This is a genomic window from Microbacterium sp. S1037 (assembly GCF_048381605.1).
GTDB classification, from domain to species: Bacteria; Actinomycetota; Actinomycetes; order Actinomycetales; family Microbacteriaceae; genus Microbacterium; species Microbacterium testaceum_B.
Window position 1 is genome coordinate 806798 of record NZ_JBLWIG010000001.1, and the last position, 25622, is coordinate 832419.

The 25622-nt window shown below is 70.2% G+C and carries 18 protein-coding genes; 4 read left to right on the top strand and 14 right to left on the bottom strand.

Translation table 11 applies throughout. The features are described 5' to 3' along the window. Positions 1-119 precede the first annotated feature (119 nt). The 3 genes from argG to ACMW4R_RS03560 form a co-directional block, all read right to left on the bottom strand. Positions 120-1562, bottom strand: a complete 1443-nt coding sequence (gene argG / locus ACMW4R_RS03550) for an argininosuccinate synthase (protein WP_058596966.1) — start codon at positions 1560-1562, stop codon at positions 120-122. Between the two features lie 84 nt (positions 1563-1646). Further along, positions 1647-2312, bottom strand: a complete 666-nt coding sequence (locus tag ACMW4R_RS03555) for a peptidylprolyl isomerase (RefSeq protein WP_241490522.1) — start codon at positions 2310-2312, stop codon at positions 1647-1649. A 98-nt stretch (positions 2313-2410) separates the two neighbouring features. Further along, positions 2411-3145, bottom strand: a complete 735-nt coding sequence (locus ACMW4R_RS03560) for a Pr6Pr family membrane protein (RefSeq protein WP_241492239.1) — start codon at positions 3143-3145, stop codon at positions 2411-2413. A gap of 108 nt (positions 3146-3253) precedes the next feature. Between ACMW4R_RS03560 and ACMW4R_RS03565 the strand changes: the two genes are divergently transcribed. Both ACMW4R_RS03565 and ACMW4R_RS03570 read left to right on the top strand, forming a co-directional pair. Beyond that, a complete protein-coding gene (locus ACMW4R_RS03565; protein ID WP_058596968.1) occupies positions 3254-4540 on the top strand; it encodes an adenylosuccinate synthase in 1287 nt (428 codons plus the stop codon). Between the two features lies 1 nt (position 4541). After that, the gene (locus ACMW4R_RS03570) at positions 4542-5741 is read left to right on the top strand and encodes a lactonase family protein (protein ID WP_418299162.1); all 1200 of its coding nucleotides are present in this window, start codon (positions 4542-4544) and stop codon (positions 5739-5741) included. Between the two features lie 57 nt (positions 5742-5798). On the opposite strand, the gene ACMW4R_RS03575 is transcribed toward ACMW4R_RS03570, so the two are convergent. Genes ACMW4R_RS03575 through ACMW4R_RS03590 form a run of 4 tightly spaced genes read right to left on the bottom strand, consistent with a single transcriptional unit; the run spans position 5799 to position 10916 of the window. Beyond that, positions 5799-7751 carry a glycoside hydrolase family 127 protein gene (locus tag ACMW4R_RS03575; RefSeq protein WP_418299163.1) on the bottom strand — a complete coding sequence of 651 codons (1953 nt, stop codon included), beginning with the start codon at positions 7749-7751 and terminating at the stop codon, positions 5799-5801. A 2-nt stretch (positions 7752-7753) separates the two neighbouring features. Then, complete coding sequence (locus ACMW4R_RS03580) at positions 7754-8659, bottom strand: carbohydrate ABC transporter permease (RefSeq protein WP_418299164.1); 906 nt, start codon at positions 8657-8659, stop codon at positions 7754-7756. Between the two features lies 1 nt (position 8660). After that, the gene (locus tag ACMW4R_RS03585) at positions 8661-9566 is read right to left on the bottom strand and encodes a carbohydrate ABC transporter permease (RefSeq protein ID WP_418299165.1); all 906 of its coding nucleotides are present in this window, start codon (positions 9564-9566) and stop codon (positions 8661-8663) included. A gap of 54 nt (positions 9567-9620) precedes the next feature. Further along, the gene (locus ACMW4R_RS03590) at positions 9621-10916 is read right to left on the bottom strand and encodes an ABC transporter substrate-binding protein (protein WP_418299166.1); all 1296 of its coding nucleotides are present in this window, start codon (positions 10914-10916) and stop codon (positions 9621-9623) included. A gap of 162 nt (positions 10917-11078) precedes the next feature. Here ACMW4R_RS03590 and ACMW4R_RS03595 point away from each other — a divergent pair, with 162 nt between their 5' ends. Further along, positions 11079-12098, top strand: a complete 1020-nt coding sequence (locus ACMW4R_RS03595; RefSeq protein ID WP_418299167.1) for a LacI family DNA-binding transcriptional regulator — start codon at positions 11079-11081, stop codon at positions 12096-12098. Positions 12099-12231: 133 nt separating this feature from the next. Further along, on the top strand, positions 12232-18444 hold the full coding sequence (locus tag ACMW4R_RS03600; RefSeq protein WP_418299168.1) for an OmpL47-type beta-barrel domain-containing protein: 6213 nt from the start codon (positions 12232-12234) through the stop codon (positions 18442-18444). A gap of 61 nt (positions 18445-18505) precedes the next feature. On the opposite strand, the gene nagB is transcribed toward ACMW4R_RS03600, so the two are convergent. The 7 genes from nagB to ACMW4R_RS03635 are packed head-to-tail and all read right to left on the bottom strand — an operon-like array spanning position 18506 to position 25566. Beyond that, positions 18506-19291, bottom strand: a complete 786-nt coding sequence (gene nagB / locus ACMW4R_RS03605; RefSeq protein WP_058614704.1) for a glucosamine-6-phosphate deaminase — start codon at positions 19289-19291, stop codon at positions 18506-18508. Further along, entirely contained in the window at positions 19291-20223 is a 933-nt protein-coding gene (locus ACMW4R_RS03610) for an ROK family protein (RefSeq protein WP_058629278.1), read from the bottom strand. The genes nagB and ACMW4R_RS03610 overlap by 1 nt, the downstream gene beginning before the upstream one ends. Beyond that, entirely contained in the window at positions 20220-20948 is a 729-nt protein-coding gene (locus ACMW4R_RS03615) for a copper homeostasis protein CutC (protein WP_418299169.1), read from the bottom strand. Before ACMW4R_RS03615 ends, ACMW4R_RS03610 begins: the two co-directional genes overlap by 4 nt. Continuing rightward, positions 20945-22429, bottom strand: coding sequence for a M81 family metallopeptidase (locus ACMW4R_RS03620; RefSeq protein ID WP_418299170.1), 1485 nt, complete (start codon positions 22427-22429; stop codon positions 20945-20947). Before ACMW4R_RS03620 ends, ACMW4R_RS03615 begins: the two co-directional genes overlap by 4 nt. Beyond that, the gene (locus ACMW4R_RS03625; RefSeq protein WP_058596974.1) at positions 22426-23367 is read right to left on the bottom strand and encodes a carbohydrate ABC transporter permease; all 942 of its coding nucleotides are present in this window, start codon (positions 23365-23367) and stop codon (positions 22426-22428) included. Before ACMW4R_RS03625 ends, ACMW4R_RS03620 begins: the two co-directional genes overlap by 4 nt. Further along, positions 23357-24274, bottom strand: a complete 918-nt coding sequence (locus tag ACMW4R_RS03630) for a carbohydrate ABC transporter permease (protein WP_363335984.1) — start codon at positions 24272-24274, stop codon at positions 23357-23359. Before ACMW4R_RS03630 ends, ACMW4R_RS03625 begins: the two co-directional genes overlap by 11 nt. A gap of 14 nt (positions 24275-24288) precedes the next feature. Further along, complete coding sequence (locus ACMW4R_RS03635) at positions 24289-25566, bottom strand: alpha-L-fucosidase (RefSeq protein WP_418299171.1); 1278 nt, start codon at positions 25564-25566, stop codon at positions 24289-24291. Positions 25567-25622: the final 56 nt, after the last annotated feature.

The window sequence follows — 25622 nt, forward strand, 5'->3', positions numbered from 1 at the left end:
TCGAAGCCGCCGGGCGGGCGTGCGGGTCCGGCCCCTTCGACAGGCTCAGAGGCCCGGGTCGGCGGACGCGAAAGAGCCCGCGACGCCGGGCGCCGCGGGCTCTCGTCGAGGTCGCTTCGTCAGTCGGTGCCGGCGTCGAACGCGGCGGACTCGCCCGCGGCGTCCGTCGCCTCGGCGAGGCGTTCGCCGTCGGCGCTCAGGGGAGCGGCGGGCTCGATGATCTCCTGAGCCCCACCGACGGCGACGTCGCCGACGAGCTCGCCGGTCGGGCCGCCGATGAGGCCCTGGGCCGCGTACTGCTCGAGGCGGGCGCGCGAGTCGGCGATGTCGAGGTTGCGCATCGTGAGCTGGCCGATGCGGTCGACGGGGCCGAACGCGGCGTCGCCGACGCGCTCCATCGAGAGCTTCTCGGGCGAGTACGACATTCCGGATGCCACGGTGTCGAGGATCGTGTAGTCCTCGCCGCGGCGCAGGCGCACGGTGACCGAGCCGGTGATGGTCGAGCCGACCCACTTCTGGATCGACTCGCGCAGCATGAGCGACTGCGGCTCGAGCCAACGGCCCTCGTACATGAGGCGACCGAGGCGGCGACCCTGCTCGTGGTACGTGGCGAGGGTGTCTTCGTTCAGGATGCTGTTGACGAGGCGCTCGTACGTGAGGAACAGCAGCGCCATGCCCGGGGCTTCGTAGATGCCGCGCGACTTGGCCTCGATGATGCGGTTCTCGATCTGGTCGCTCATGCCGAGACCGTGACGGCCGCCGATCGTGTTGGCCTCGCGGACCAGCGCCACCGGGTCGTCGAAGCGCGTGCCGTTGATCGCGACCGGACGGCCGGCCTCGAACTCGACGGTCACGTCTTCGGTCTCGATCTCGACCGCGGGGTCCCAGAAGCGCACGCCCATGATGGGCTCCACGATCTCGAGCGACACGTCGAGGTGCTCGAGCGTCTTCGCCTCGTGCGTGGCGCCCCAGATGTTGGCATCCGTCGAGTAGGCCTTCTCAGCGCTGTCGCGGTAAGGGAAGTCGTGGGCGACGAGCCACTCGCTCATCTCTTTGCGACCGCCCAGCTCGGTGACGAAGTCGGCGTCGAGCCACGGCTTGTAGATGCGCAGGGCGGGGTTGGCGAGCAGGCCGTAGCGGTAGAACCGCTCGATGTCGTTGCCCTTGTAGGTCGAGCCGTCGCCCCAGATGTCGACGCCGTCTTCTTTCATCGCGCGCACGAGCAGCGTGCCGGTCACGGCGCGACCGAGGGGCGTCGTGTTGAAGTACGTGCGACCGCCCGAGCGGATGTGGAACGCGCCGCACGCGAGCGCGACGAAGCCCTCTTCGACGAGCGCGGTCTTGCAGTCGACCAGGCGCGAGACCTCGGCGCCGTACTGCGTGGCGCGACCGGGGATCGACTCGATGTCGTCTTCGTCGTACTGCCCGAGGTCACCGGTGTACGTGCAGGGGATGGCGCCCTTGTCGCGCATCCACGCGACGGCCACCGAGGTGTCGAGACCACCCGAGAAGGCGATGCCGACGCGCTCGCCGACGGGAAGGGACTGCAGGACCTTGGACATACGCCGATTCTATCGGGGGAGGATGCCGCGACCCGACCCGTGTGGAGGGCTCACGCCCCGTTCCCGGGCTGGGGAGGAGGAGTGTCAGCCGACCGTGACGGCGGTGATCTCCACGGGAGTCGCGGGCGCACCGTCGGCTCCTCCGCCCGAGACGCCGGCCTGGCCGATCTTCTCGACCACGGCGAGGCCCTCGGGCGACATCTTCCCGAACACCGTGTACTTCGGCGGCAGCTTGGTGTCGGCGTAGACGAGGAAGAACTGCGAGCCGTTGGTGCCGGGCTGGCCCGTGTTGGCCATCGCGACGGTCCCAGCGGGATACGTCTCGCCGCCGTCGAGCTCGTCGGCGAAGGTGTATCCGGGGCCTCCGCGACCCGACCCCGTGGGGTCGCCGCACTGCAGCACGAAGATGCCCTGCGTCGTGAGGCGGTGGCACTGCGTATTGGTGAAGTACTGCTGCTGCGCGAGCGACACGAAGCTCTCGACCGTGCACGGGGTCCGCGCCCCGGTGAGCGTCATGGGGATCTCGCCCGCCGAAGTGTCGAGGGTGACCTCGACATCCCCGGTGGGCCGCTCGGTGTCGGCGCTCGGAGGGGTGACGTCGACCGAGGGCTTCCCCGACGTGGGGTAGGCGCATGCGCCGGCCGCGCTCGGCTCGCTCGCGGGCGGTGCAGCGGGGCCCGGCCCCGCACATCCGGCGAGCAGGAGCAGGGCGGAAGCGGCGAGAGCCGCCGAGATCAGTCGCGTGCGCACGTGTTCCAGGCTAGAGCGCCCGGGGCGTGGCATCCGTCTTCCGATCGGAGAAAGGCAGCCGAATCGGCGGTCCCACGCCGATTTCCGCGAAGGACTGCTCAGGACGATCGGATGCCGCGCGCCCGTCCGATCGCGATGGCACCACATGCGAGCCCGACGATCGCCAGCGCGATGCCGACGATGTAGACCGCGACGCTGCCCCAGCCGTTCGTGTGCGGGTCGAAGAAGGGGTAGGGGTACCAGTACGGTGCGCCGGTGGTCGGGTTCGTGATGAACGGGCCGCGAGCCAGCGTATAGACGATCCACACGATCGGGAAGACGGCGGCGCCGAGTGCGGCCTTCCAGGGGAGTCGTCGCCGGCCCGGGCCGATGAGCAGATCGAGGAGGAAGAAGAGCGGCGCCCACACGTGCACGATCTCGTTCGACCAGCCCACCGACTCGGGCTGCGGCGGGAGCCCTCGCAGCAGCAGGTTGTAGACGATGCCGGTGATGATCATGTAGGTCGAGACCCACGCCAGCGCGGTGGCCAGGGCGGCGGGATCGGCGTCGAGACGGCGGCCGCGGACGAAGAACCGCAGCCCCGCGAGAGCGAGCACGACGACCGCCGACAGATTGGAGAGGTTCGTGAAGAAGCTGAAGAAGTTCGCCACCACGGTCGGGAGGTCGCGGCCCATCGCGGCGGAGTAGCTCACCGTCGAGACGAACTGGGCGATCACCGCCACCGCGATGAGCACCGCCATCGCCACCCGAGCGAGGTTCCACCCAGCAGCCCACCCCGGGGCAGGTCGCGGATCGTGCCCCGCGGTCTGCGCCGTCGCTGAGAAACGTGCCATGGGGGCACGTTAGCGAGCCGGCCTTCCGAGCCGCGGGGCTTGCGGGGGCGGTGTCGGACCCTCTCGATAGGATGGGGTGTACCGCCGGACAACATGCGAGGAGCACTCATGCCCGGAATCGTGATCGTCGGCGTCCAGTGGGGCGACGAGGGCAAGGGCAAGGCCACCGATCTGCTCGGTGAGCGCACCGACTGGGTGGTGAAGTTCAACGGCGGCAACAACGCCGGCCACACCGTCGTCATCGGCGACGAGAAGTACGCGTTGCACCTGCTGCCCAGCGGCATCCTGTCCCCCGGCGTGACCCCCGTCATCGGTAACGGCGTCGTCGTCGATCTCGAGGTGCTGTTCAACGAGCTCGAGGCGCTGAACGCGCGCGGTCTCGACACCACGCGCCTGAAGATCAGTGCCAACGCGCACATCATCACGCAGTACCACCGCACGCTCGACAAGGTCACCGAGCGCTTCCTCGGCAAGCGCATGATCGGCACCACCGGTCGCGGCATCGGCCCCGCGTACGCCGACAAGATCAACCGCGTCGGCATCCGCGTGCAAGACCTCTTCGACGAGAACATCCTGCGTCAGAAGGTCGAGGGCGCCCTCGACCAGAAGAACCACCTGCTGGTGAAGATCTTCAACCGCCGTGCGATCACCGCCGACGAGGTCGTCGAAGACCTGCTCTCCTACGCCGAGCGCGTGCGCCCGATGGTCGCCGACACCTCGCTGCTGCTGAACGAGGCCCTGGATGCCGGTGACGTCGTCGTCTTCGAGGGCGGCCAGGCCACCATGCTCGACGTCGACCACGGAACCTATCCCTTCGTCACGTCGTCGTCCGCGACGGCGGGTGGCGCCTCGACCGGCTCGGGCGTGGGCCCGAACCGCCTCGACCGGATCGTGGGCATCGTCAAGGCGTACACGACGCGCGTGGGCTCGGGACCGTTCCCTACCGAGCTGTTCGACGAGAGCGGCGACTGGCTCCGCTCCCGCGGCTTCGAGTTCGGCACGACCACGGGTCGCCCACGCCGCGTCGGCTGGTACGACGCCCCGATCACGCGCTACGCGACGCGCATCAACGGGATCACCGACCTCGTGCTGACCAAGCTCGACATCCTCGGGGGCCTCGAGCAGATCCCCGTCTGCGTCGCCTACGACGTCGACGGTGTGCGCTTCGACGACCTGCCCGTCAACCAGACGGACTTCCACCACGCGAAGCCGATCCTCGAGTACTACCCGGGCTGGAGCGAAGACATCTCCACCGCGCGCACCTTCGACGACCTGCCGCAGAACGCGCAGGACTACGTCCTCGCGCTCGAGAAGATGAGCGGCACGCGCATCTCGGTCATCGGCGTCGGTCCGGCTCGCGACCAGGTGATCGTGCGACACAACCTGATCGACTGACATGCGGTTCTGGGTGGGGGCCTACGCGGGCGACGCGGGATCAGCCGAGGGCATCGGCATCCTGCAGGCCGGAGACGCCGACTCGGTCTGGGCGTCGGGTCCGCTCGGCATGGTCGGCACCGCCGTGCCCGCGCCCGGCTCGGCGTCGTGGCTCGCCGCCCACCCGACGCACGACCTGCTCTACGCCGCGCTCGAATCCGACGGCACGGTGCAGGCCTACCGCCGCACGAGCGAGACGCGCTTGACCCCGGTCGGCCCCGCGATCGAGGCGGGCGAGTCGGTCTGCCACGTCGCGGTGTCGCCCGACGCGAGCTTCCTCGTCGCGAGCTGCTGGAGCGACGGACGGGTCGTCCGGATCGATCTGGATGCCGCGGGCCGGCCGTCGCGTCCGCGGATCGCCGCCGAGGCCACCGACCCCTGGGGCCCCGACTCCCCGGAGAGCGGCGTCTCGACCGGGGCACGCGTCTCGGGCGCCGTGGTCCCCGACCTCGCCGCCGCCGCGCGCGCCCTGCGCGAAGCCGCCGGAGACGAGTACGGCGACCTCGTGCCGGCGTACGACGCCGTGCCCGAGACCGATGCCGAGTCCGAGGAGGCCGCGATCGGCCCCCGCGTCTCGCGCTCGCACCAGGCGATCTTCCTCCCCGGCGGTCTGATCGCCACCACCGACATGGGCCTCGACCTCGTCCGCTTCTGGCGTTCGAGCGGCGACGGCCTGCGACTCGTGCAGCAAGTCGTGCTGCCGAAGGGCAGCGGTCCGCGGCACGGGGTGTGGCATCCGTCCGGCCATCTCTACGTCGTGACCGAGCTCAGTCGCGAGGTGTTCGTCCTGGCTCCGGATGCCGAGACCCGGTGGCGCGTCATCTCGGGCCAGTCACTCGTCGGCAGCCTCGACACCGACACCGCGGCCGAGCTGTGCGCGAGCCGCGACGGCGCCACGCTCTACGCGGGCGTCCGCGGCAGCGACACGATCGGCGTGCTCGCCGTGCGCGGAGCCGGCGAGGAGCTGCAGTTCACCGCCCTCGCCGACGCGGGAACCCACTGGCCGCGACACCACGTCGTGGTGAACGACACGCTCCTGGTCGCCGGGCAGCTCGCCGACGAGATCGTCTCGCTCCCCCTCGACGCCCGCACCGGTGTGCCCGGTCGCGTTCGTCACCGCACCGCGTCGCCCTCGCCGACGCGGCTGCTGCCGATGCGCTGAGATCCCCTTGCCCAGGGAGAGAGCCCGTCCCCCAACCGGGAACGGGCTCTCTTTTCGTCAGGAGGTGGGGATCCACACCCTCATGGTCGACGGACCCCGGTTTCCCCAGTCGTGATACGGCACGAGGGCGACCGGTTCCGCGTCGCCGATGGTCGTGGACGTCGGGGGAGCGTAAGGCCACCCCTCGCCGACGGGCGTGCGGTGCGCGAGCTGTACCCACACGCGGCCGTCCTTCTCGACCGGGATCGCACCCGCCGCCAGCGCGACATCGCCCACGTCGGCCCCGTTGACGAGGTCGGCCGACTCGAGCGCCCAGACCTCGGGCCCTCGTTCGACCGCGACGCACCCCCGGACCGCGTCGATTCGGGGATCGGGAACGACGACGCGCGGCGTCATCGGCAGCTCGAGCTGCACCACGTCCCCCGCGTGGAAGGCGCGGCGCACCCGCGCCCAGCCGGGAGCCGCGGGCAGCGACTCGCTTCGCCCATCGGCCCCGTCGATCCGCAGGGCGGCACCCGTCGCCCATTCCGGCACGCGCAGCGACAGGGTCCACGCTGCGTCGGCGTCCTCGGCGATCCGCACGCGGACCCGTCCGTCGGCGGGGTACGCCGTCGTCACGTCGAGGGCCACGGGGCGACCGTCGTCGAGGGTCGTCCGGATCTCGGCCGGGGCGTACTGGTGGATCTGGATGCCGTCCGCATCAGCCGTGGCGATGTACGCGTCGAGGCTGGCGAGCGTGCGGGCCACGTTCGGCGGGCAGCAGGATACCTCGAACCACGGCGCCCGAAGCGAGGACGAGGCGCGCGGAGACGTCGCGTCGGGATCGGGGACGACACCGGGCACTCGCTGGTGCAGGGTGTTGGCGTAGAAGAAGCTGCGTCCGTCGGCGGCCGGGGAGGTGGCGACGACGTTGAAGAGCGTGCGCTCGATGAGGTCGGCGTAGGTGGCGTCGCCTTCCGACAGGAGAAGGCGCCACGAGAACATCACCGAGGCGATCCCCGCGCACGTCTCGGAGTAGGCGCGGTCCGGCGGCAGCTCCCAGTCGTCGCCGAACGCTTCGTCCTGGTGGTGCGAGCCCTGCCCGCCGGTGATGTAGGTCCGGCGTCCGCGCGTGCGGGCCCATTGACCGCGGAGAGCGGTCAGCAGCCCCTCGTCGTCGTTCTCGACGGCGACGTCGACGGCTCCCGCGGCCAGGTAGTTGGCACGCACGGCGTGACCGCCGAGGGCTCGCGTGTCACGCACCGGGACGTCGTCCTGGAAGTACCGGCGTCCCCACTCGATGTCGGCGAGCGTGGCGTGTCCGCGACGCTCGACGAAGAGGGCGGCCTGCGCGGCGTAGCGGCCATCTCCCGTGACGCGTGAGAGCTCGACGAGGGCCGCCTCGATCTCGGGGTGGCCGCAGAAGGCGGGGATGCCGTCGGCCCCGAACACCTCGCAGACGAGGTCCGCGGCGCGGCGCGCGATCACGAGCAGTCCGTCGTCGGCATCCGGGCGCGTCCGCTCGCGGGCGACGGCCGCCTGGAAGAGGTGGCCGAGGCAGTAGAGCTCGTGTCCCCACTCCAGGTCGGACCAGCGGGGCTGCTGGCCCGGCCGACCGAACTCGGTGTTCAGGTACCCGTCGGCTTCCTGCGCGGCGGCCACGCGGGCCACGACCCCGCGGAACGTGCGCTCGAGGGCGGGGTCGTCGCTGCGGCCGATCTCCCACGCGGTCGCCTCGAGGAACTTGTACACCTCGGAGTCGCTGAACTCGCGCCCCCGCCGGCCGGACGGGAGGGTTCCCGCGGCGCCGCGATCGAAGTTGGGCAGCCAGCCCTCGGACTCGAGCCGACCGAGGATATGGCCGAGGGTGTGGGCGGCGTTGACACCCTGGCGCTCGCCCCAGAATCCACCGGTGATGCGGACATCGCCGAGGCCGAGGGGGCGCAGACGGGAACGCGTGGGAAGGACGGGGGCGGCGACGCTACGTGCCGTGTCCGGGTCGAGCGGACGGGAGGGGAGGGTGGTCGACATGGTCATCCCTTGAAGGCGCCGGACATGAAGCCGCGCACGTAGTGACGTTGGAGGATCAGGAACAGGACGATGCACGGCAGCGCGAGCACGACGACCCCCGCTTCGGTGACGCCGTAGTCGATGACGCCCATGGTCTGCCCGCGCAGATTGGCGACGGCCAGGGGCAGCGTGATCTTGGACTGATCGTTGATGAGGATCAGCGGGGCGATGAAGTCGTTCCACGCGGTCAGGAACGCGAAGAGGCCCACCGTGATGAGGCCCGGCTTGACCGCCGGGAGCAGCACGCGCCGCAGGGCGCCGAAGCTCGTGCACCCGTCGACGAGAGCCGCCTCGTCGAGCTCGCGCGGCACCGACTCGAACGAGATGCGCATCATGAACATCGAGAACGGCAGCTGGAACATCGTCAGCACGAGAGCGACCCCGACCAGCGAGTTCTGCAGCCCGACGGCGTTGAGGATGACGTAGAGCGGGATGAGCAGGGTGGCGTAGGGCACCATCAGGATCGCCAGCACCAGAAGGAACAGGAGGTTCTTGCCGGGGAAGGAGAAGCGGGCGAAGGCGTAGCCACCCAGGAACGAGACGATGAGGGTCAGGGCGACGGTCAGCAACGACACGAACAGCGAGTTGCCCAGATACACCCAGATGCCGGACTGGAACGAGGCCAGAGCGGCGTAGTTGCCGAAGCCCCATCCGGTGGACTGGCTCGTGCCGGCCTGCGGGCTCACCGAGGCGACGCCGGTCCACACGAGGGGGTACAGGAAGATGATCGCCAGACCCCCCGTGAAGACGGTGGAGGGGATGCCCCAGAGCAGGCGACCGGTCGGACGGCGACGCGGGCGCGAGCCGGGGGCGACGATGGTGCGGGTGCTCGCGGTGGCGGCGGGCGAGGGAGCGGCGGTCAGGGCCATCTCAGGACTCCTCGGGGCGACGGAACGCGCGCAGCTGCACGACGTTGATGACGACCAGGGCCAGCAGGATGATGACCGACAGCGCGGCGGCGATGCCGAGGCTGTTCTGCCCCTGGAAGGCGATGTTGTAGATGAGCTGCACGACGGTCATCGTGCTGTTGTCGGGCCCACCCTTGGTGAGGATGTAGAACTGGTCGAAGGCCAGCAGGGACCCCGTCACGCACATGACGGTGGTGAGGGCGAAGGTGGGGCGCAGCAGCGGGACCGTGATGTCGCGGAAGATCTGCCAGCGCGAGCCGCCGTCGATCCGCGCGGCCTCGTAGATGTCCTCGGGGATCCCCTGCAGCCCGACGAGCAGCAGGAGCATGTAGAACCCGGCGAAGCGCCAGACGATGAGGAACACCGTCGACCAGAGCGCGCCTTCGGGAGACCCCAGGAACGTGATGCCCCACGACTGCATCAGCCCGGCGAACGGACCGGCGATGGGGGAGTAAAGCACGTAGAACAGCAGCGAGGCCGAGGCGAGTCCGAGGGCGCTCGGCAGCAGGAACGCCGTGCGGAGGAAGCCCTTCCACCGGGTGGACTCCTGCACGAGCAGCGCGAGCCCGAGCCCCAGGCCGATGAGCAGGACCGTGGTGATCACCGTGTACAGCAGCGTGAAACGCACCGACTCCCAGAAGAGGCGGTGATTCAGGGCGTCGGTGAAGTTCTCGGGGAAGTTCGGCCCCATGTTGCCCCGGAGCAGGGGCCACTCCGAGCCGGACATCTGGAGGACGAGGAGGAGGGGGATGACGAAGAGGGCGACGACGAACAGCGCCGTCGGGGCGGCGTACAGCCAGCCCTGCACGGGTCCGCCGAGCGCCGAGCGCGCGTAGCGCGAGCGCCGAGCGGTGGAGGAGAGAGCCACGGTGTTCCTTCCGGGGAGGGGGGTGCCGGGTGAGCCGCCCGGCACCCCGCGGGGTTACTGCGACAGGACCGCGGTGATCTCGTCGTTGTCGGCGTCGACGGTGTCGGTGCCCTGCAGAACGGCGTTGCGCACGAGAGTGAGCCACGGGCTTCCCGGTGCGTTGAACGCCTGCTGGAAGTTCAGCGCCACCGGCGTCTTGCCCTTGCCGGCGACCTCGTTGATGGCGACCTGGCGCGGATCCTTCGCCGCGTACTCGTTGTCGGCGAGGTCGGACCGCGAGACGGTGCTGCCGCCCTTGGCGAGGACGCCGACCTGCGCGTCCTCGGAGGTCAGCCACGACAGGAAGTTCCACGCCTGCGGCGACTGCTTCGAATCCTTCGAGATGCCGATGCCGTCACCACCCACGAACGTGGACTCGCCGCCCTTGACGCCGGGGATTCCCGAGACGCCGGCGTCGAATTTGAGGCTCGACAGGAGCGTGGCGGGGAAGGGCATGATGCCGACCTTGCCCTCCTGGAAGCCCGCGACCCAGGTCGCACCGGTCTCGTCGGCCGAGCCGGGGGCGACGGCGCCCGACGCGTCGAGGTCCTTCCAGGTGGAGTAGACCTCCTTGGCGGCGTCGTTGTTGAGCAGCGAGGTCGTACCGTCGTCGCTCAGCACCTCCTCACCCGAGGCCCAGACGGAGGGGAACCACGTGAACAGCAGGCAGCCGCCGCAGTTGAGCCCGGTGGAGGTCCCCGAGACGCCGGGCTTGTTCAGCGCCTGGACGGCCTTGGCGGTCTTGGCGAAGTCGGCGATGGTCGTTGGCGCCTTCTCGGGGTCGAGACCGGCCTCCTTCACGAGGTCCTTGTTCCACATCATGACCGAGAGGTCGAGGACGAACGGGAGCACGTACTCCTTGCCGTCGAGCGTGCCCGCGTCGAGGTGGCCCTTGTTGATCGCGTCCTTGTACGACAGGCCGTCGATCTGCGCCGAGACGTCCTGGAACAGGCCCTGCTGCACCCAGTTGGGCACGTACACGATGTCGGCCGCGAAGAGATCGGGCAGACCGCCCGATCCGGCTGCCGCGCCGACCTTCGCGACGTAGTCGTCGTTGGGGACGACGGTCAGCTCGACCTGGTTCTTGTGGCTCGCGTTGTACGCGGCGACGAGATCCTTGGCCTGCTTCTCGAGGGGGGCGCGCGTCCACAGGGTCAGGGTCGCGCCGTCGTCGGTTCCTTCGGCCGGGATGTCGGCCGGAGCGGTCGTGCCGGATCCGCCGGAACACGCGGCGAGGCCGCCGACGAGAGCGCTTGCGGCCAGGATGGCCGTCGCTGCCCGGAGGGCGAAGCGGCGCCGGGATGGGGTCATTGCAGTCTCCTCTAGCTCTTCATTGAGCGGATGCGACATTCGGGGTCGGCACCGCTGTACAGGGCGGGATATCGAAAGTACCGAAATCCCTTTCGGGACGGTAACGTGAGTCCTGCCGATCCGTCAAGACGGCAAACGGTTACGAACGAGAAACGGATTGCGATGACCGCCGATGCCACGCGCGCCGCCACCCTGAGCGACGTCGCTCGCCGCGCCGGCGTCTCGATCGCCACCGCGTCGAAAGCCCTGAACGGTCGCGGCGACGTCGCCGCAGGCACCCGCAAGCGGGTGATGGAGGCCGCCGCCGAGCTCGCGTTCACTCCCAACGCGATGGCGAGAGGTCTGCTGGCGGGTCGTACCGGCACTGTGGGCCTGCTCACGAACGACCTCGAGGGTCGTTTCGTCATCCCGATCCTCATGGGTGCCGAGGATGCCTTCGGTGCCGGCCAGATCAACGTCTTCCTCTGCGATGCGCGGGGCGACGCCATCCGTGAGCAGCACCACCTCCGGGCTCTATTGAGCCGTCGCGTGGACGGGATCATCGTCGTGGGTCGCCAGACCGACCCGCGGCCGTCCCTCGGGCAGGAGCTGCCCGTCCCCGTCGTGTACGCCTATTCGCCGTCCGACGATCCGCGCGATCTGTCGCTCACGCCGGACAACTATTCCGGCGGTCGCCTCGCCGTGGAGCATCTGCTCGCCTGCGGGCGACGGCGCATCGCGCACATCTCGGGAGATCCGTCCTACGCGGCCGCGCAGGATCGCCTCGCCGGGGCGCGAGCGGCCCTGGCCGCGGCCGGACTCGACTTCGTCGGCGAGCCGATGTTCGCCGCGTGGAACGAGCACTGGGGCCGTGATGCGGCGGCGATGCTGCTCGAGCGGCACCCGGAGGTCGACGCCGTCTTCTGCGGGTCGGATCAGATCGCGCGCGGCGTTCTGGACACGGCCCGCGACCTCGGACGCGATGTGCCGGGCGACCTGGCGGTCATCGGTTACGACGACTGGGAGCTGCTCACGCAGAACGCGCGCCCGCCGCTGACGAGCATCAACGCCAATCTGCAGCAGCTCGGTCGGCAGGCCGCGCAGCGCGTGTTCGATGCGATCGACGGGGTCGACGTGGGGGCGGGGACGCATCAGATGCCCGTGAAGCTCGTCATCCGCGGATCGACGATCGCGCATCGCTGAGCGGCCTCTCCGGCCGTTTTCGCTGATTTTTCGAAATCCCCGAAAAGCATTGCGAAACAATTCCGCTCCTCTGTAGCGTGCCAGCCACGCACACACTGCTCATCGACGAGCAGTGCCGAGAGGAACAGACAACGTGGACTGCACACCGACGATCCCCCATCGCGTCGGGCGCTCCGTGATCGCCGCTGCGGCGATCACGACGCTGCTGGCGACGACCTTCGTGGCCGCGCCGGCGCACGCCGCCAACACCGACATCGGGTACCCGACTTTCTCGGGGAGCCCGAATCCCGTTCCCGACACCGGAGTCACGTACACGCCGGGGAACCAGCTGCAGAAGATCTTCGACGCGGACGTCGTCGCCGGCGCGGGCACGAGCCCCGCGAAGGACTTCTGGATGGATCGGATACTCGCCCGCACCGGCGACGCCGGCAGCTTCGGCGACAACAACCAGTGGCTCTTCACGCGCGGGCGTGCCGTGTTCATGAAGGAGCACGACCCGTCGGCCCTCGGTTTTGGCGGGCAGCTCGCGTACTGGGAGGCGATCGACGGCCGCTCGGGTTACACGATCACCGCCCGCGTGGGCGGTGCCGATGTCGCGCTCACCGAGGATGTCGCAGAGCGCAAGCAGACGCCCAGCTACTGGCGGAGCGTCCACCGGGGCGGCGGCCTCGAGGTCGTGCAGACGAAGTTCATCACCGACGCGAACGTGCTCGTGACGAACCTCGAGGTGCACGCGACGGGCGACGCGGTCGACGTCGAGCTCGTGGCATCCTCCCCGTACGCGGTGTCGGCGGAAGGCGACGAGCTCGTCGGTCACGTGGAGGCGCTCAACGACCTCACCAAGATCTCGCCCCGCTTCTCGGGAGACGGCTTCTCGCCCGCGGGCGAGACCCTGACGCGCACGCTGTCGGTGCCCGCCGGCGGCAGCGCCACGGCGAAGGTGCAGCTGGGTCTCGTCACCGACGAGATCGCCGAGTCCCGCACCGAGTACGACGCCACGCGCGGGCAGACGGCCGGCGAGGCGTACACCGCCCACGTCACCGCGTACAACAAGTGGTGGGCCGACAACGTCCCCTACCTCGACACCCCCGAAGACAACATCGACAAGACGCTCTTCTACCGCTGGTGGCTGATGAGGTACAACTTCCTCGACGCCGACATGCCCGGCAACACCTACCAGTTCCCGGTCGCCATGGAGGGCGTGCTCGGGTACAACAACTCGATCGTGCTCACCACGGGCATGTTCATCGATGACCTGAAGTACTTCCGGGATCCGATCTACTCGTACGGCCCCTGGGTGTCGACGGGCGAGACGAGCAAGAGCTACAAGTTCGTCGACAACCCGGGCGACCCGGCGAACTGGTCGAACAGCTACACGCAGTACATCTCCGAGGCCGCCTGGCGCTCCTACGAGCTGCACGGCGGGCCCAGTGCCATCGCCGGCAACCTCGCCAAGTACGCCGAGGACGACGTCAAGGGCCTCCAGGACGCCTACGACTTCAACAAGAACGGCCTCATCGAGTACAACTGGGGCGCGATGACGGGCAACGACGCGGATGCCGTGTCGTTCCACTGGAAGCCCGGCTATCAGGACCGTGCCGAGAACGCCTACCTGTACTCCAACGCGCTCGCCGCGGCCGAGGCGTACCGCACCGCCGGGGACACCGCGAAGGCCACGGAGATGGAGACCTTCGCGCAGAACATCAAGACGCAGGTCATGAAGGTGCTGTGGAACCCGCAGGACAAGCTCCTCGAGCACGCCATGGCAAACAACGGCGAGCACGTGCCGTGGAAGGAGATCAACAACTACTACCCGTTCACCGTCGGTCTCGTTCCCAAGCCCGGCGACGCCGACTACAACGACGACTACGTGCAGGCGCTGCGGCTCTTCGCGGACGACAAGCAGTACCCGATCTTCCCCTTCTACACCGCGAACCAGGCCGATCAGGCGGCGTACAACGCCACCGGTGGTCAGGGCAGCAACAACTTCTCGGTCATCAACTCCACGGTCATGTTCCGGATGATGTCGACGGTGCTGCGCGACTATCCGACGGATGCCATCACCGCGGAGTCGTACAAGAAGCTCCTGTACTGGAACGCGTGGGCGCACTACCAGAACGGCGGCGACAACCGTCTGCCCGACCAGAACGAGTTCTGGGCCAACGGCTCGGCGAACCCGCAGAAGATCGACTACCGCTCCTGGATCCACCACACGATCCTCGGTGCGACGAACTTCACGATGATCGAGGACACGATGGGGGTGCGCACGCGCGACGACGCCAAGATCGAGCTCGACCCCATCGACATCGGGTGGGACCACTTCACCGCGAACAACATCCGCTACCGCGACCGCGACCTGACGGTCACGTGGGACGCGCCGGGTGGGACGCGCTACTACGGCGATGACGTGCCCGAGGGCTACTCGGTGTTCCTCGACGGGAAGCTCGCGTTCACCGTCGACAAGCTGTCGCACGTCATCTACGACCCGGCCACCGGCACGGTGCAGGTCGTCAAGGGCGACGCGAAGGTGACCACCGCGACGACCTCGTCGGTGAAGGCGCCGCAGGACGTGCGGTTCGCCGACGACGCCCGCGTCGTCGACCTGTTCGCCAAGGCCGGCGCCGACGTCCGCACCGCGAGCACGGGCAGCGCGAACCTCGCCACCACGGCGACGGCCACGTTCTCGGCCGCGGGCCGTGACCCGAAGGGAGCGGTCGACGGCACCACCATCAACGAGCCCTTCTGGGGGACCGCCGGCTCGCCGAACGCGAAGGACTCCCTCACCATCGAGCTGGGCGGAGAGAAGACCTTCGATGACATCCGCCCCTACTTCTACGCCAGCTCGTCGTCGGCGACCGCGGCGGGGTACGTCGAGCCGTCTGTCTACACGCTCGAGGTGCGTCGTGGCGGGCAGTGGTCCGTGATTCCCCAGCAGGCCCGCACGCCCGCGTACCCCCGCGCGAACTACAACCACGTGCAGTTCCCCGAGGTGACCGGTGACGCCGTACGCCTCACGGTGACTCACGCCGGCGGGATGAAGACCGGGGTCAAGGAACTCCAGGTCTTCCACACGGGCGTCGCTGTTCCGGCATCCACGAACCACGCTCCGCTCGTCACCGCGTGGCAGGATCGTCAGGCCTCGGTGGGCGGGTCGGCCGCGTTGGTCGGCACGGTGAAGGACGACGGACTGCCGTCCGGGGAGGTGTCCTCGCGATGGAGTGTCGTCAGCGCGCCCGAGGGGGCGACGGTGCTGTTCGATGACGCCGCGTCGGCGTCGACGACCGCGCGCTTCTCGGACAAGGGCGAGTACGTGCTGCGTCTGACCGCCGATGACGGCGAGAAGACCTCGCAGAGCGACGTCACCGTGCAGGGAGAGCCGGTCACGGCCGGCACGGACGTCGCACCGGATGCCACACCGACGGCGGAGTACACCGCGGGCTGGAACAACGTCGACGCCGTCAACGACGGGAAGGTGCTCTTCACGGGCGGCAGCCAGAGCGACATCTGGGGCACCTGGTCGGGCACCCACCCGGCCACCCGCTGGCTGCAGTACGAGTGGAAGACGCCGCAGCGCGTCGCCGGAGCGGAGATCGCGTTCTGGAGCGACCAGACCGACCCCGCGTCGGCGAACGGCGTCAACGTCCCGAAGGGGTGGAAGGCGCAGTACTGGACCGGGTCGGACTGGGCCGACGTCGCGAACCCGTCGGACTACACGGTGAAGCGCGACGAGACCAACGCCGTCACCTTCGACGCCGTCACCACGACGCGGTTCCGTGTGGTGCTCGAGGCCGCCGGCACCGGACCGTACGCGGCGGTCGCCGTCAGCGAGCTGAAGGTCTTCGCCGACGCGCCCACCTCGATCGAGCCGATCGATGTGCGGACGACCGTCGGCACCAAGCTGACTCTGCCTGCGACGGTGGATGCCACGTACTCGGACGGCAGCCACGCCGACCTCCCCGTGACGTGGGCCGAGGTCACCGACGCGCAGGTTGCGGGGGAGGGCAGCTTCCCCGTGTCGGGGATCGTCCCGGGCTCTCCGGTGCCGGCCAAGGCCACGGTCTGGGTCCGCGCGACCGCTCCCAGTCAGATCAACCAGGTGGATGCCGTCACCAGCCGCACCCAGCCGGGTGTCGCGCCGGTGCTGCCGAAGACGGTGGGCGTGTTGTTCAACGACGGCTCGCGCCAGGATCTGCCGGTCACGTGGGATGCCGTGGACGCGGCGTCGTACGCGGCGCCCGGACAGTTCACGGTCGCCGGGACCGTGCAGAGCGAGCTGCCGGGCACGAAGGCGGCCTCGGCGGCAGTGACCGTGGGCGGCGGCGGTGACGACACGAAGGCGCCGACCGTGGCGTTCCAGGTCTCGCCGGCGGCGCCCGACTCGGGCTGGTACGCGCAGGCGGTCGCCGTCGACGTGACCGCCCGCGACGATCAGGACGCGGCCCCGCGCATCGAGGTGCGCGTGGATGCCGGCGCCTGGGCGGCCTACTCCGGCACCGTCTCGCTGACCGGCGACGGCTCCCATGTGGTGCAGGCGCGGGCGACCGACGCGGCGGGCAACACCTCCGCTGTCGCCGAGCAGACCGTGCGCATCGACACCACGGCTCCGGCCGTCGAGGTGACCACCGACGCGGTCTCGCGCACGGTCAAGGCCGCCGCGACGGACGCCGGTTCGGGTGTCGCGTCGATCGAGTACCGCCTGGACGACGCCGAGAACTGGTCGACGATGACGGGTCCCGTGCTCGTCGGGCTCGACGAGACGACGGTGCGAGTGCGCTCCACTGACACGGCGGGGAACGTCTCGCCCGCGATCGAGCGGACGATCCCGAAAGCAGATGGCACGCAGCGGCGCAACGTCGCCCTGCTCGCCACTCCCACGGCATCCGGAACCGCCGGATGGAACAAGGTCACCGGACTCAACGACAACGTCCAGCCCACGTCGTCGGGCGACGTCACGCCCAACGACAACGCGAACGTGTGGGGTGTCTGGCCGGCCGTGACGGACCAGTGGGTGCAGTACGACTGGAAGGATCCGGTGCGCATCGGCGAGCTGGGTGTGTACTTCGTGTCCAACCTCGACGCGCAGGGGCTCGGCATCGACGTCCCCGCGAAGTGGGAGGCCGAGTACTGGGATGCCACGACGAGCGCGTGGGTGCCGGTGAAGAACGCGGGAGCGTACGGCACGGCGAAGAACACGTACAACACCGTGTCGTTCGACCCGGTGACCACGACGAAGCTCCGCCTCGCGCTCGACCCGGTCGGGACCGAGCAGGGCAAGGGCAGCGTCGGCATCAAGGAGTGGCAGGTCTGGGAGCAGCCGGAGACCCCGGTTCCCGACACGCAGGCGCCCGTCGTCACCACCTCGGTCGACCCGGTGGCTCCCGCGAGCGGCTGGTACACCGGCACCGCGACCGTCTCGGCCACGGCCATCGACGACCGCGACGACGCCCCCCTCCTCGAGGTGCGCCTCGGCGACGGGGAATGGACGACGTACACCGCGCCGGTCGCCGTCTCGACCGACGGGGTCACCACGGTCTCGTTCCGGGCGAAGGATGCCGCCGGCAACACCTCCGAGCCCTCGGGCGTCGAGGTGAAGCGGGATGCCACCAAGCCGGTCGCCGACGCGGGCTGGAACGCCGCGTCGCGCACGGTGACCCCCACCGGCACGGATGCCGGTTCGGGCGTGGCCGTCGTCGAGTACCAGCTCGGTGACGGGGCGTGGACCGCCGCGACCGGTGCCGTCGCCGTCGGCGACGCCGCCACCACGGTGCATGTGCGGGTGACCGATGTCGCGGGCAACGTCTCGGATGTCGGGGAGGTCGCCGTGCCGGCGAAGCCGAGCGACCCCGGTACCGATCCGGGCACGGACCCCGGTACCGATCCGGGCACGGATCCCGGTACCGATCCGGGCGTCGACCCGACGGGGACGCTCACCGGATCCGAGGTGGTGCGCGTCGGCGTCGCGCAGGTCGCTCCGGGTGGTCAGCTGCCGGTCTCGGTGACCGGTGCGAAGCCGGGAACGGTCTTCGCGGTGGAGTTCCGTTCGACGCCGACGCGTCTCGGGACGCTCACGGTCGGAGCCGACGGGTCGGCCTCGGGGGTGTTCACCGTCCCGGCGTACGCCGAAGCCGGGGTGCACACCGTCGCGCTGATGGTCCCGGGCGGAGAGGTCACCGCCCAGGTGACGGTGGTCGCCGCGGGGGTCTCGTCTCCGCGAACCCCGCCCCTGGCCGTGACGGGTCAGGACGACCGTGCCACCCGCGTGGCGGTCGGCCTCGGCATCAGCGTGCTCGTCCTGGGTTTCGTCGCGACGATCATCGCCCGCCGGAGCCGTCGCCGCTCGTTCTGACCGACGCGGGAGGGCCGGGAGCATTCGCGCCCCGGCTCTCCCGCGCGTCCTCCGTCGGACGTCAGAACCCCTGCGCCGCGGGCTTGAGCCGCCACGCCTCGCGATAGGCATCCGCCAGCGCCAACTCCCGTGCGGCGTCCTCGTCCGCCAGCACGGTGACGTGCGGGTGCAGCTGGATCGCGGAGCCGGGCAGGCTCGCCGATACGGGCCCCTCCACCGCACCCGCGAGCGCGGCGCTCTTGTCGGTCCCGAACGCCAGTAGGACGAGGTGCCGCGCTTCGCGGATGGTGCCGATGCCCTGCGTGATGCAGTGCACGGGCACGTCCTCCGGGTCGGTGAAGAAGCGCGCGTTCGCCTCGCGGGTCGTGGCGGCCAGCGTCTTCACGCGGGTGCGCGAGCCGAGGGACGACCCCGGCTCGTTGAATCCGATGTGGCCGTTGCGTCCGATGCCGAGGATCTGGATGTCGACGCCGCCGGCTTCGTCGATAGCGCGGTCGTACGCGGCGGCGGCGGCGAACGGATCGGCCGCGCGCCCGTCGGGCACGTGCACGTGAGCGGGGTCGAGACCGAGCGGCGCGGTCACGGTGCGCTCGATGACGGCGGCGTACGACTCCGGGTGGTCGGCGGGAAGGCCCACGTACTCGTCGAGCGCGAAGGCCCGCACCCCCGACGTGTCGAGGCCGTCCTCGGCGATGCGCCGGGCCAGGTGCCGGTAGAACCGTTCCGGGGTCGAGCCCGTCGCCACGCCCAGGACGAGCCGCGGCTGCGCGGCGATCGCCCGGGCGACGTGGTCGGCGGCCAGCGCCGAGGCCTCCTCGGCGGTGCGCGTGATCACGACCTCGGCCATCAGACCAACTCCGTTCGTTCGAGGCGGCGCTCGCCGCTCCTGCTGTGCGCCGCCGTCAGCACGGCGCCCCACGCCCCCGCCCATGATCCGAGCTGAGCCCGGATGATCGGGGGTACCGCGTGGAAGGTCGCCCGGCGGTGGGCTTTCTCGATCGCGGGGTCGATGATCCAGGCGGGAGAGTTCGACAGGCCGCCGCCGATCACGATCACCCCGGGGTCGATCATCGCCATCAGACTGAGCAGCCCGTTCGCGAGAGCCGTGGTGGCCTCGTCGAGGATCGCGCGGGCCGTGCCGTCGCCACGCTCCGCGGCGAGCACCACGTCGAGGGCGGTCGACTGCGCGTCGACCCCGCGGGCGCGATCCCAGCGCGCGCCGAGGCGCGTGCCACCCAGCAGCGACTCCAGGCATCCCGACTGCCCGCACGTGCACTTCTCGCCCCCGCCCGTGGCGATGTGGCCGATCTCGCCCGCACCGCCGTGGGCGCCCTTCCGCACCGACCCGTCGACGACGTGGGCACCGGCGATGCCCGTGCCCAGGGCCAGCACGAAGACGTCGTCCGCTCCGCGCCCGGCGCCGAGGACCGCCTCCGCGATCGCCGTGGCGACGCCGTCCTGGACGGCCTCTCCGGGGATGCCGAGGCGGTCGGACAGCTCGCGAGCGGGGGCGAGTCCCTCGAGCCAGCGCATGTTCGCGCTGGTGGCCACGAGCCCGGACGCCTCGTCGAGGATCCCGGCGACGGTCAGGCCGAACGCGTCGGCGCGGTCGTCCGCCAGGAACGTCCGTGTGAGGGCCGCGAGCTCGTCCATGGCCGAGGGCCCGCGCGGGGTCGGCGCGTCGGCCGTGCGCACGTGCTCGAGCCGCCCCTCGATCTCGCGGGCGAGCAGCAGCTTCACCCGCGTGCCCCCGTTGTCCACTCCCAGAAGAAGCGTCATCTCGCCTCCTCGTTCGAACGCAGGATGCCGAGCACGCGACGCGCTTCGTCGGCATCGACGGTCTCGTAACCGCCGCCGTCGGTCGCCGCCGAACCGAGCGCGACGCCCGGCGTACCGGTGACGGCCCGCTTGGCGGAGGCGTGCACGGCGTGAACGCCGGTCGCGGCGATCCGCGCGACGTTGTCGGAGCGCACGCCGCTCCCCGCCATGATCTCGATGTCGCGACCCGCGCGGCTCACCAGGCGCCGCAGCACCGCGAGAGCGTCGACCGCGCGTGCTTCGCCGCCCGAGGTCAGCACACGCGTGACGCCGAGGTCTGCGAGGCGGTCGAGGCCGGCGTCGAGGTCGGCCAGGTTGTCGAACGCCCGGTGGAACGTCACCGGGGCGCCGTCTGCGGCGACCACGATGCGCGAGATCAGCGCGTCGTCGATCCGGCCGTCGCGAAGGCCACCGACGACCACGCCGGTCGCCCCGTGCGCGCGCGCCCAGAGGACGTCCTCCACGATGATGGCCCGCTCGGCGTCGTCGTACTCGAAGTCGCCCGCCCGCGGGCGTACGAGCACATGGGTCGGGATGCCGGAGGCCGCCGCCGCGGCGATGAGACCCGCCGAGGGGGTCAGGCCGCCGAGCGACAGGGCGGAGCACAGCTCGATACGGTCGACGCCGAGCTCGGCCGCGACGCGGATGCCCGCGGCATCCTGAACCGCCAACTCGAAGGTCGTCATCGCAGCACCGTCGCCGTCAGATCGGGGGCGGTGTCGAACGCGTCGAAGGGGAACATCGGTCGCGCGATGCGGTGATGGCCCAGACGCGCGAGGTCCTGATCGACCGGCCCGGGGGTGAGGGCCAGCGTCCAACCCGCGGCCACGTCGTACAGCGTGGGCTCGAGGTACCCGATCTTCGTCACGACGATGTCGGTGGCGAGCGGGTCGATCCCGACCGCGCGGAAGTCGCCGACGGCGTGGAAGGCCTTGCGCCGCTCCGTGACGATCACCCGCAGGGCGCCGACCCCGATGACCACGACACGGCCGGCGACCGGGTCGTCGTACCTGCCGACCAGAACGCCGGTGATGCGGACCGGGCCGCTGACGCGGTCGTCGACGCGGGCTCCGGCCTGGAGGTCGACCGTCGAGCCCACAGCGGCGTCGTCGAGAGAAGCGACGGCACCGGGGTCGAAGATCGACGCGACGGCGACGGTGAGATCGTCCACAGCGCCGGTGAGGCGCTCGTCGGCAAGCAGCTGGTGCAGCGTCCACGTGACGTCGCCCGAGCCGCCGGCACCCGGGTTGTCGCCCGAGTCGCTGACGAGGTAGGGCCGCTCGCCTCCGGCGGCGCGGTGCGCGAGTCCCGCGGAGATCCCCTCTGCGAGCGAGCCGGGCGGCCCGACGAACGAGAAGTCGTCGCGGACGTGCCACAGCCCGCGGGCGAGCTCCTCGGCCTCGGCTGTGATCGCGTCGGGGTCGTCGCCGCTGACGATGACGGTGGCGTGACACCGGGGTTCGTCCGCCCACGCGTATCCGATCCAGATGGACGCGTCCGTGACACCCGGCATCCGTTCCACGTCGGTGAGGCGCGCGTAGAGGCTTCTCGCGGGCTCCACGCGCGTGGAGGTCTTCTCGCCGGGGAGCAGGATCGGCACCCGCACCCAGGCGCGCGCGGGGCGCTCGTCGCGGCCGACCCACTCGAGCAGGGTCCGCGCCGCGCGCTCGCGGGTGTCTTCCGCGTCCTCGTGCGGGGCGAGGCGGAAGCATGTCGGCAGGTCGACGGCGCGGGCGAAGCGTTCCGAGACGTTGCCGTGCAGGTCCATCGGCGCAGTGATCAGGGGTCGGGTTCCGACCACCGCGCGCACGGCCTCGACGAGGTCGCCCTCGGCGTCGTCCATGCCCTCGACTCCCATCGCTCCGTGCACGTCGAGGTACACGGCATCCACGTTCCCGACCTCGGCGAGGCCGGTGACGATGCGGGAGCGGAAGTCGTCGTACACGTCGCGACGCACCTGCCCGCCGGGGATCGAGCGCGCGTAGAAGACGCCGATCCACTCCGCGGCGTCGCCCAGCGGCGTCCCGGGCGCGAGGAACGGGTAACGCGCGAGCACCTCGCTCCCGCGCAGCACGGCGAAGTCGTCGTGGCCGGCGCGGTGGGCCGCGTACGCGCTGGACTCGATCGCCATTCCGGCGATGACGATCCGGGGCAGTCGCGCGGTCATCGGCCGCCCAGACCCGACGTCGCGATGCCCTTGACCAGGTGCTTCTGCAGCGCGATCACGAGGATCGTGGTCGGGATCATCGAGATGATCGTCGCCGCCATCTGCAGGTCCCACCGCGTCCCGGTCTGCGTCGCGAAGCTCGCGAGGCCGATCGGCAGGGTCCCGAGCGCGTTGTAGTCGTTGACGGTCACGAGCGGCCACAGGTAGCTGTTCCAGTAGTTCAGGAACGTGAACACGGCCAGCACCGCGAGCGCCGAACCCGCCAGGGGCAGGATGACCTGGATGAAGGTGCGGACGGGACCCGCGCCGTCCATGCGCGCGGCCTCTTCGAGTTCGAACGGGATGCCGCGGAAGAACTGCCGCATGAGGAAGGTGCCGAAGGCGGTGAAGGCCCACGGGAAGATGAGCGACTGGTACGTGTCGACCCACCCGAACCACTGCATGACGACGAACATCGGGATGACGAGCACTTCCTGCGGGACCATCAGCGTGCCGAGGAAGAGGACGAACACGATGTCGCGCCCGGGCCAGCGCAGACGTCCGAAGGCGTAGCCCGCCGTCGCCGAGACGACGAGGACGACGAGCACCCCGGCGATCGACACGAAGAACGAGTTCGCGATGTACGTCGTGAACGGCGCGAAGCTGAACACCTCGAGGAAGTTCTGCCACCGCACCTCGCTGCCGATCAGCGTCGGAGGCGCCAGCAGCACCTCGTTCGACGGCTTCAGGGCCGAGAAGAACGCGTAGACGAGAGGTGCGGCGAAGATGACCGCGGCGAAGATGACCGCGACGTACGCGCCGATCAGCCCGAGGCGCTCGCCGCGGGAGGCCGGCTGTCCTCGGCGCCGACCGCGTCGGCCGCCGCGCGGTCCCTCGACGGCGGTCGCCGGCGACAGCGGGGTCGGACGGTGGGTCTGTCGCAGGGTCTCAGTGCTCATAGTGCACCCACCTCTTCTGCGCCCGGAACTGCAGCGCCGTGATGCCGATGATGATGACGAACAGGATCCACGCGCCCGCGGCGGCGAGACCGAGATCCTGGAACTTGAAGCCGGTGTTGTAGATGAACATCACCAGCGGGACGGTCGAGGTCCCGGGGCCGCCGCCGGTGAGCAGCTGCGGCTGGGCGAAGACCTGCATCGACGAGATGATCGTCATCACCGCGGCGAAGAAGATCGCGGGCGAGATGAGCGGGATGATCACCTGCCAGACGAGACGGATGCCACGGGCCCCGTCGATCTGCGCGGCCTCGACGACCGAGGTGGGTACCTGTTCGAGCGCGGCGGTGAGGACGAGCATGTTGTAGCCCATCCCGGCCCAGACGCTCATCGCGACGACGGCGAGCATCGCCCAGTTCTGGTCGACCAGGAAGTTCGGCAGTTCCCACCCGAAGAGCGAGACCGTCATGCCGTTGAGGAGGCCGTCCGGCTGCAGCACGAGTCGCCAGATGAGCGCGCTCGCGACGATCGGTGTGACCACGGGGATGAAGAACAGCACGCGGAAGACGGCGCGGCCGCGGATGCGGGGACCGAGCAGCAGCGACAGCCCGAGCGCCACGATGAGGTTCAGCGGCACGTAGAGCAGTGTGAAGACCGCCGAGTTGCGCAGCGCGGGCCAGAAGTCCGGCGACGAGGTGAGCAGCGTGACGTAGTTGTCGAAGCCCACGAACGCGCGCTTGCCGAAGATCGGCCAGTCGAACAGGCTCATCACGATCGCGAGCCCCACGGGCAGCACGGTGAAGACCGCGAGACCGAGCACGGCCGGGGTGATGAAGCCGAGCGCCTGGCGACGTTCCCTCCGCTCGATCGTGTTGCGTCGCCGCGGGGCGATGGAGGACTCGGTGACCATCCGGTGGCCTTTCGTCATGAGGAGGCCCGCAGGTACAGCTCGATCACGGGCAGCGCGACCGACGGAGGCTGGACGGGGAGCTTGAGCGTCAGGGTCCCCGGCTCGGGGGCCGCGGGCTGGAGGTTGAACGCCTCTTGATCGGCGGGGATGTTCTCGAACAGCACCTCGGATCCGTCGTCGAGGAACCGCGCGAACTCGACGCGATCGGCGAGGTCGGGGAGGTGGAGCAGGCCGAAGGGCCAGTCGAAGAGGTGCGCGTAGAGCCGGTCGCCGCGCTGCGTGTAGACGACTCCCGACGGGGCGGTGTAGCTCGACGCGGCGGCACCGCGGATGGCATCCGCGTGGCGGGTCATCCACTCGCCCACCTCGGCAAGGAGGGCCGCGTCGCGCGGGGCGATCTCGCCGCGTCCGGTGGGGCCGACGTTCAGCAGCAGGTTGCCGCCAAGCGCCACCGAGCGCGCGAGCATGCGCACCAGCAGGGCCGCGCTCTTGCTGTCGTGGTTGTCACGGTGGTAGCCCCAGCTGCCGTTGATGGTCTGGCAGGCCTCCCAGACGAGGGGGACGCCGTCGCGCTCGAAGGGGCGAACCGGCTGGTACTGCTCGGGGGTGACGAGATCGGCGGGGATGCCGAGGCGATCGTTCACGACCATGTCGGGCTGCAGCTCCCGGCACATCGCCAGGAGGGTCTCGGCATCCCAGTCCTCGGGCGACTTCCCGGGCAGGCCGTCCTCCTCGGCGGGCTCGGTGAAGTCGAAGAAGAGGTAGTCGAGCGGACCGTACCCGGTCAGCAGCTCGCGCACCTGGGCGTGCAGGTACTCGCGATACACCGCCATATCGCGCGCGGCGTTGCGCTCGGCGACGTCGGCGGCGCCGCGCTGGGGGTGGTGCCGGTCGATCGTGTACTGCGGGTGCGACCAGTCGAGGAGAGAGAAATAGAGCCCGACGCGCAGGCCCTCGGCGCGCAGCGCGTCGACGTACTCGCGCACGAGGTCGCGGCCGCAGGCCTCGACGGCGTTGAACGGCGTCGTCGCCGTGTCCCACAGGCAGAAGCCCTCGTGGTGCTTGGCGGTGAGCACGACGTAGCGTGCGCCGGCCTCGCGGGCCTGACGGGCGAGGGTGCGCGCGTCGAAGAGGTCGGGGTCGAAGAAGCGTGCGTAGCGCGCGTAGTCGGCGGCTTCGATGCGCTCGTAGTTCTGGACCCACTCGTGACGGGCGGCGACGCTGTAGAGCCCGAAGTGGACGAACATGCCGAAGCGGTCGTGGACGAACCAGTCGGTGCGGCTCGCGTTCATGGCGGTGTTCCTCGAGGAAGAAGGGGGAGGCGGCGCCGAGTGGCGCCGCCTCCCCG

What these genes read in the sequence shown, in the direction of transcription:
- argG (WP_058596966.1), bottom strand. Translation starts at nt 1,562, where the DNA reads ATGTCCAAGGTCCTGCAGTCCCTTCCCGTCGGCGAGCGCGTCGGCATC.
- ACMW4R_RS03560 (WP_241492239.1), bottom strand. Translation starts at nt 3,145, where the DNA reads ATGGCACGTTTCTCAGCGACGGCGCAGACCGCGGGGCACGATCCGCGA.
- ACMW4R_RS03565 (WP_058596968.1), top strand. Translation starts at nt 3,254, where the DNA reads ATGCCCGGAATCGTGATCGTCGGCGTCCAGTGGGGCGACGAGGGCAAG.
- ACMW4R_RS03570 (WP_418299162.1), top strand. Translation starts at nt 4,542, where the DNA reads ATGCGGTTCTGGGTGGGGGCCTACGCGGGCGACGCGGGATCAGCCGAG.
- ACMW4R_RS03575 (WP_418299163.1), bottom strand. Translation starts at nt 7,751, where the DNA reads ATGTCGACCACCCTCCCCTCCCGTCCGCTCGACCCGGACACGGCACGT.
- ACMW4R_RS03580 (WP_418299164.1), bottom strand. Translation starts at nt 8,659, where the DNA reads ATGGCCCTGACCGCCGCTCCCTCGCCCGCCGCCACCGCGAGCACCCGC.
- ACMW4R_RS03590 (WP_418299166.1), bottom strand. Translation starts at nt 10,916, where the DNA reads ATGACCCCATCCCGGCGCCGCTTCGCCCTCCGGGCAGCGACGGCCATC.
- ACMW4R_RS03595 (WP_418299167.1), top strand. Translation starts at nt 11,079, where the DNA reads ATGACCGCCGATGCCACGCGCGCCGCCACCCTGAGCGACGTCGCTCGC.
- nagB (WP_058614704.1), bottom strand. Translation starts at nt 19,291, where the DNA reads ATGGCCGAGGTCGTGATCACGCGCACCGCCGAGGAGGCCTCGGCGCTG.
- ACMW4R_RS03610 (WP_058629278.1), bottom strand. Translation starts at nt 20,223, where the DNA reads ATGACGCTTCTTCTGGGAGTGGACAACGGGGGCACGCGGGTGAAGCTG.
- ACMW4R_RS03615 (WP_418299169.1), bottom strand. Translation starts at nt 20,948, where the DNA reads ATGACGACCTTCGAGTTGGCGGTTCAGGATGCCGCGGGCATCCGCGTC.
- ACMW4R_RS03620 (WP_418299170.1), bottom strand. Translation starts at nt 22,429, where the DNA reads ATGACCGCGCGACTGCCCCGGATCGTCATCGCCGGAATGGCGATCGAG.
- ACMW4R_RS03625 (WP_058596974.1), bottom strand. Translation starts at nt 23,367, where the DNA reads ATGAGCACTGAGACCCTGCGACAGACCCACCGTCCGACCCCGCTGTCG.
- ACMW4R_RS03630 (WP_363335984.1), bottom strand. Translation starts at nt 24,274, where the DNA reads ATGGTCACCGAGTCCTCCATCGCCCCGCGGCGACGCAACACGATCGAG.
- ACMW4R_RS03635 (WP_418299171.1), bottom strand. Translation starts at nt 25,566, where the DNA reads ATGAACGCGAGCCGCACCGACTGGTTCGTCCACGACCGCTTCGGCATG.